The sequence below is a fragment of the Chromobacterium sp. ASV23 genome, assembly GCF_016428945.1.
Taxonomy (GTDB): domain Bacteria; phylum Pseudomonadota; class Gammaproteobacteria; order Burkholderiales; family Chromobacteriaceae; genus Chromobacterium; species Chromobacterium sinusclupearum.
Map to the genome: position 1 here is coordinate 1 of NZ_JAELTR010000102.1, position 5,909 is coordinate 5,909.

7 protein-coding genes are annotated in these 5,909 nt (G+C 63.1%); 6 read left to right on the forward strand and 1 reads right to left on the reverse strand.

Annotation, left to right across the window (positions count from 1 at the left end; genetic code table 11):
* The 4 genes from JHD59_RS21355 to JHD59_RS21370 form a co-directional block, all read left to right on the forward strand.
* The coding region (locus JHD59_RS21355) for a GNAT family N-acetyltransferase (RefSeq protein WP_199155746.1) at positions 1 to 267 on the forward strand (267 nt) is incomplete at its 5' end.
* Positions 268 to 283: 16 nt separating this feature from the next.
* Positions 284 to 1,198, forward strand: a complete 915-nt coding sequence (locus tag JHD59_RS21360) for an alpha/beta hydrolase (RefSeq protein ID WP_199155747.1) — start codon at positions 284 to 286, stop codon at positions 1,196 to 1,198.
* Positions 1,199 to 1,633: 435 nt separating this feature from the next.
* The gene (locus tag JHD59_RS21365) at positions 1,634 to 1,969 is read left to right on the forward strand and encodes a hypothetical protein (protein ID WP_103317229.1); all 336 of its coding nucleotides are present in this window, start codon (positions 1,634 to 1,636) and stop codon (positions 1,967 to 1,969) included.
* Between the two features lie 5 nt (positions 1,970 to 1,974).
* Entirely contained in the window at positions 1,975 to 2,319 is a 345-nt protein-coding gene (locus tag JHD59_RS21370; protein ID WP_199155748.1) for a hypothetical protein, read from the forward strand.
* A 43-nt stretch (positions 2,320 to 2,362) separates the two neighbouring features.
* Here the strand turns inward: JHD59_RS21370 and JHD59_RS21375 are convergent, their stop codons facing one another.
* Positions 2,363 to 2,929: a carbonic anhydrase gene (locus JHD59_RS21375; RefSeq protein WP_103317225.1), complete on the reverse strand. Its 567-nt coding sequence runs from the start codon at positions 2,927 to 2,929 to the stop codon at positions 2,363 to 2,365.
* A 209-nt stretch (positions 2,930 to 3,138) separates the two neighbouring features.
* Between JHD59_RS21375 and JHD59_RS21380 the strand changes: the two genes are divergently transcribed.
* Positions 3,139 to 5,160, forward strand: a complete 2,022-nt coding sequence (locus tag JHD59_RS21380; RefSeq protein ID WP_199155749.1) for an NADPH-dependent 2,4-dienoyl-CoA reductase — start codon at positions 3,139 to 3,141, stop codon at positions 5,158 to 5,160.
* Between the two features lie 179 nt (positions 5,161 to 5,339).
* The coding region (locus tag JHD59_RS21385; protein ID WP_199155750.1) for a deoxyribonuclease II family protein at positions 5,340 to 5,909 on the forward strand (570 nt) is incomplete at its 3' end.

Genomic DNA, 5,909 nt, shown 5'->3' on the forward strand with positions numbered 1-5,909 from the left:
GGCATAGACCATGCCTGCGAAGGCCAGGGCCTGATGCGCGAGGCGCTGCAGGCGGCGATACGCTTCGCTTTCGACGAATTGAAGCTGCACCGCATCCAGGCCAATTACCAGCCGTCCAACGCGCGCAGCGCGGCCTTGCTGCAGCGGCTGGGCTTCGTGATCGAAGGCCAGGCCAAGAACTATCTGTTCCTGAACGGCGCCTGGCGCGACCATGTGCTGACTTCGCTGACCCACCCCCATTTCGACAACCGGCCGCTGCTCGGCTGAAACGAGAGGACCGCGCATGCTACGCGCCACCCTGACCGCCGCCGACGGCGTCGCCATTCCGCTATGCCAATGGCGGCCGGAGGGACCGATACGCGCCGTGGTGCTGATCTCGCACGGCATGAGCGAGTACGCCGCGCGCTACCACCGCTTCGCCAGCATGCTGGCGGAAGCCGGCTACGCCGTGTACGCGCACGACCACCGCGGCCACGGCGCGTCGCCCGCGCCGCGCGGCTTCTTCGCCGCCGAGGACGGCTGGCGCAAGGTGGTGGACGATGTGGAAACGGTGCGTCGCCACGCCGCCGCCGAACATCCCGGCCAGCCCCTTGTCCTGCTGGGCCACAGCATGGGCAGCTTCATCGCCCGCGCCTATTTCCTGCGCTACGGCGCCCATCTGTCCGGGCTGATGCTGTCGTCCACCGGCTATCGTCAAAACGCATTGGCGCGGCTGCTGGGCGGCTTGGCGCGATACCTGGGTCGGCGCAACGGGTGGGACCGCCCCAGCCGGCTGATGGCCAGGCTGGTCTTCGGCAGCTTCAATCTGGGTTTTCCGCCGTGGCGCACTGGCATGGACTGGCTCAGCCGCGACCCGGCCGAGGTGGATGCCTATATCGCGGACCCTGACTGCGGCTTCGACCCGACGCCGGGCCTGTGGGCCGACCTGTTCGACGGCATCATTGCCATGGAAGCGGGCGAGGCGGCCGGCGCCGCCATCAACCGCCATTGCCGCATCCTGCTGTTTGCCGGCAACCGCGACCCAGTCAGTCTGGGCCGGCTGGCGCTGGGCCAACTGGAAATCCGCTACCGCGACGCCGGCGTGCTGGACTTGCAAAGCAAGGTATATCCGGGCGGCCGGCACGAAATGTTGAACGAGCGCAACCGCGCCGAGGTAGAGGCCGACCTGCTGCATTGGCTGGCGCAAAAAAACGCCTGAGCCAAACCTTGCTTACCCCAGACGCGCTGCGGCTTGTTGCCAGCGTCCCGAACCGGAAAAGGAAGCAGAAATGCAACACCCGTCTGCCCACAGCGCCTGGCGATGAAAACGGCCACAACCAGCAAGAAAATAAATTTAAATGCCAATATCTTTTTTATTGATCGATATAAGCAACAAAATCAACAATCAAGACATTTGTTACTTAAATGGATTTCATAAAATATTTTATTGGCATTCATTCGCTTAACCAGCGGCTATCCTGTGAAAATTTAAATATCCAGCAGGTATCCATTTCGGTTTTTGTGCGTTTCAATTTACAAAACAGCCTTGTACAGAAAATTTTGGCTTAACTATTATTGACACGCTCCCGTTTTATCGCCCATCGAATGGGCATGTGCGGGCGCGCCAAAATTCAATTCTGATCAATGGTTCATCATGCAAATCAAGACTCTTCCGCTGCTTGCCGTAACGGTGCTGTCGCTGTCCGCCTGCTCCTCGTTCAAGGCCACTATTTTGCCGCAACAGAACAATACCTATTCCGCGGTCGCCATGGCGGATAATGCCAAGGACGCGCTGGATAACGCGGTGGGCAAAGCCAACGAAATCTGCAAGGACCAGAAGAAGAAACTGGTGGTGCTGAATCGAGAAGATGAGTCGAAGAACGATGGCGACAGCGCGCTGACGCAAATGGCCAAAAGCGTAGCCAGCTATGTGCTGCCGATCCGCAGCGATCAGGACTACAAGACCACGCTGCTGTTCCGTTGCGAGTAAACAGCATGCGTTGGAATCTTTTACTGCTGGCTGCAGCCTTGTCGCCGTTGGCCGCTTGTAGCCAGTTGCAGCAAACCGCCAGTGACCTGGGCGCCACCGCGCAGGTCAATCTCAGCGCCTCGTCCGACCAGACCTATCTGCTGCATGGCCAGGGCAGCACCAGCCAGGCCGTGACGCGTGCAGTGTCGAAAAAGGCCAACCAGGTTTGCATGAATCTGGGAATGAAAGTGGGGCAAATGACGCGGACCGATCTGGATGGCGACGCCGGCGCCGAAGACAGCAGCCTGCAACCCAGGCAACTGAACGGCCAGTACCAGCTGGCAGTGCGTTTCTCCTGCCAGCCGTACTAGGCGCAAACGGACCCGCAACGGGTCCGTTTTCTACATCCGGCCGTCAGGCCGGAATCGCCTCCGCCTTGCCGTCCAGCGCCATCAGATAGCTCTCCACCGCCAGCTGCGGGTGCTTGTCCAAGATGGCCCGCCGCAAGGTCTTCAGCGCCGTGGCATGGATTTCCGTTTCCTTCGCCGGCTCCTTGGCGAAGTCTTCATCGAACACCACCTTGTAGGCGCCGCAATCGCGATGGTCCAGCAACACCACTTTCTTGATGTGGTGCAGGTCTATCGCCACGCCTAGATGCTGCCAGAAGGTGGTGTTCCAGGCCGGGAACTTGTCGGTGATGGAAATCAGCGAAGCGCCGGCCAGCACGATGTGGTCGTAGTTGTCGCGCAGGCCCATGCCGTTCATGAAGGCGGCGGTTTCATCGACCAGCCGGTAATCCATGCAGGACAGCAGCAGCACGTCGGTGCCCTTGGCCGCCCAGGCCGTGCGCGGCACAAAGCTGCCCAGCAGCATGGCACCGCCGCCCAGCGTGGCCAGCTTCAGGAAGCCGCGGCGGCCCAGCGGGCGCTGCTGCAGCGGGGTCAGGCAATCCGTGTGAGCGTGGTGCGTTTCTTGGCACATCTTTATTCTCCTTTGTTAGCGACGACGCCAGTCGTCTGCGGCGATTATAGTCAGGTACAACAGCACAATGACAGGTGATTGCGCGGCGCTTGCGTTGACAACTTACTTACCAGTAAGTATCTTGGCCAACAGGGTTGACATCGCCAGACGAATCAAAGGCTTGGGCGCGCCCCGCCCGAGCCGCTACATAACGGACACGAGGAAGAAACATGAGCGCTTACCCGCACCTGCTGGCCCCACTGGACCTGGGCTTCACCACGCTGAAAAACCGCGTGCTGATGGGTTCGATGCACACCGGCCTGGAAGAATCCCCGAACGGGTTCGAAAAAATGGCCGCCTTCTACGCCGAGCGCGCCCGTGGCGGCGTAGCGCTGATCGTCACCGGCGGTGTCGGCCCCAATGCCGAGGGCTGCGTGGCGGAGGGCGCGGCCCAGCTGTCGGACGAGCATGAAGTGCCCCAGCACAAGCTGGTGACCGACGCCGTGCATGCCGCCGGCGGCAAGATCGCGCTGCAGATCCTGCACTCCGGCCGTTACAGCTTCCAGGAAAAGTGCGTGTCGGCCTCGCCCTTGATCGCGCCGATCAACTTCTACAAGCCGCGCGAGCTGTCCGACGCCGACATCTGGCAAACCATCGCCGATTTCGCCCGCTGCGCCAAGCTGGCGCAGCAGGCCGGCTACGACGGCGTCGAGGTGATGGGTTCGGAAGGCTATTTGATCAACCAGTTCATCGCCCGCGCCACCAACAAACGCAGCGACGACTGGGGCGGCAGCTTTGAGAACCGCATCCGCTTCGCCATCGAAACCGTCAAGGCGGTGCGCGCGGCGGCCGGCCCCAACTTCATCATCATCTACCGCCTGTCCATGCTGGACCTGGTGCAGGACGGCAGCACCTGGGACGAAGTGGCCCACTTGGCGCGCGAAATCGAAAAGGCCGGCGCCACCCTGATCAACACTGGCATCGGCTGGCACGAAGCCCGCGTGCCCACCATCGCCACCATGGTGCCGCGCGGCGGCTTCGCCTGGGTGACCAAGAAGCTGATGGGCCAGGTAAAGATCCCGCTGATCACCACCAACCGCATCAACACCCCGGAAGTGGCCGAGGACATCCTGGCCAGCGGCTGCGCCGACATGGTGTCCATGGCGCGCCCCTTCTTGGCCGATCCGGACTTCGTGGGCAAGGCGGCGGCAGGCCGCGGCGACGAGATCAATACCTGCATAGGCTGCAACCAGGCCTGTCTGGACCACATCTTCCAGGGCAAGCTGACCTCCTGTCTGGTCAACCCGCGCGCCTGCCGCGAAACCGAGCTGAACTACGAAACCGCCGCCGCGCCCAAGAAGCTGGCTGTCGTCGGCGCCGGCCCGGCCGGCCTGGCCTTCGCCACCGTCGCCGCCCAACGCGGCCACAGCGTCACGCTGTTCGATTCGGCCAATGAGATCGGCGGCCAGTTCAACGTGGCCAAGCAGATTCCGGGCAAGGAAGAGTTCTATGAAACCATTCGCTACTTCAAGCGCCGCATCGAAACCACCGGCGTCGAGCTGAAGCTGAACACCCGCGTCGCCGCCGCCGATCTGGCCGGCTTCGACGAAGTCATCCTGGCCACCGGCATCGCGCCGCGCACGCCGGCCATCCCGGGCGTGGACCACCCGATGGTGCTGAGCTATCTGGACGTGCTCAAGCACAAGAAGCCGGTGGGCAAGAAGGTAGCCATCATCGGCGCCGGCGGCATCGGTTTCGATACCGCGGAATACCTGTGCCACGAGGGCCAGTCCACCTCGCTGAACACCGAGGCCTTCATGCGCGAATGGGGCGTGGACATGACGGGCGACACCGCCGGCGGCCTGGCGCCGCAAGGCCCGCAGCCGCACAAGAGCCCGCGCGAGGTCTATCTGCTGCAACGCAAGACCAGCAAGGTGGGCGAAGGCCTGGGCAAGACCACCGGCTGGATCCACCGCGCCAGCCTGCAGATGAAGCGGGTGCGGATGCTGTCCGGCGTGAGCTACGACAAGATCGACGATGCCGGCCTGCACATCACGGTCAAGGGCGAATCGCAGGTGCTGCCAGTGGACAATGTGGTGATCTGCGCCGGCCAGGACCCGCTGCGCGAACTGCAGCAGCCGCTGCTGGACGCAGGCAAGCCGGTGCACCTGATCGGCGGCGCAGACGTGGCGGCCGAACTGGACGCCAAGCGCGCCATCGACCAGGGCTCGCGCCTGGCCGCCGCCATCTGATCGCGCCCCACTATCTGCCACGCCCCCGCCACGCGGAGGCGTTTTCATTACAAACAGAGGAAAACGTTAAGGAATGTTTCTAACCAGATCATCTTAACGCTGCTTACACAATACTCAATCAGCATGGCGCGCGGCCATGAAACGGCCGCTTCACATCAAACAATATCTGGAGAAACGCCATGACTGTTCCCCCAACCTTACGCCGCGCCGCCTTGGCCGCGGCGCTCAGCCTCGCCGCGCTGCCGGCGCTCGTCCACGCCGCCCCGTCTCCCATGCTGGACGCCAGCCACCCGGTCAACTGGTGGTTCGCCTTCAAGTTCAACGCCGCGTCCTTTCCCGGCTGCGGCGGTTCGGCCCAGGTGGACAGCTGCCAGTTCGGCGGCAGCCCGCAGGACTACACCAGCGGCAACGGCTTCAGCCAGCAGTTCGTCTACGCCAGCAGCAGCCAGCCCAGCCTGAGCCAGGGCGGCGGCTGTGTGGGCGACACCACGACTGACCCTGTCGGCGCGACATTCAACCAGATTTACAACGGCACGCTCAATTACGTGGTGTGGAACGACCAGTTCTATGGCGATCCGGCCATTCCCTCCTGCTCCGGCGCTTCCTGCGGCGCGCCGTGGGGCCACTCCAAGGGCGTGCTGGCGTGGGACAACCAGGGCAATGGCGTGGTGATGCAGGTGAGCACGCCGTCGTGGCCGGCCTCCGGCAGCGCGCAGTATCCGCGCGGCAGCGACGGCAACACCCTGGGC

Bases quoted from the DNA above. Each gene is read 5' to 3' on its own strand.
- JHD59_RS21375 (WP_103317225.1), bottom strand. From the start codon at position 2,929: ATGTGCCAAGAAACGCACCACGCTCACACGGATTGCCTGACCCCGCTG.
- JHD59_RS21365 (WP_103317229.1), top strand. From the start codon at position 1,634: ATGCAAATCAAGACTCTTCCGCTGCTTGCCGTAACGGTGCTGTCGCTG.
- JHD59_RS21380 (WP_199155749.1), top strand. From the start codon at position 3,139: ATGAGCGCTTACCCGCACCTGCTGGCCCCACTGGACCTGGGCTTCACC.
- JHD59_RS21370 (WP_199155748.1), top strand. From the start codon at position 1,975: ATGCGTTGGAATCTTTTACTGCTGGCTGCAGCCTTGTCGCCGTTGGCC.
- JHD59_RS21360 (WP_199155747.1), top strand. From the start codon at position 284: ATGCTACGCGCCACCCTGACCGCCGCCGACGGCGTCGCCATTCCGCTA.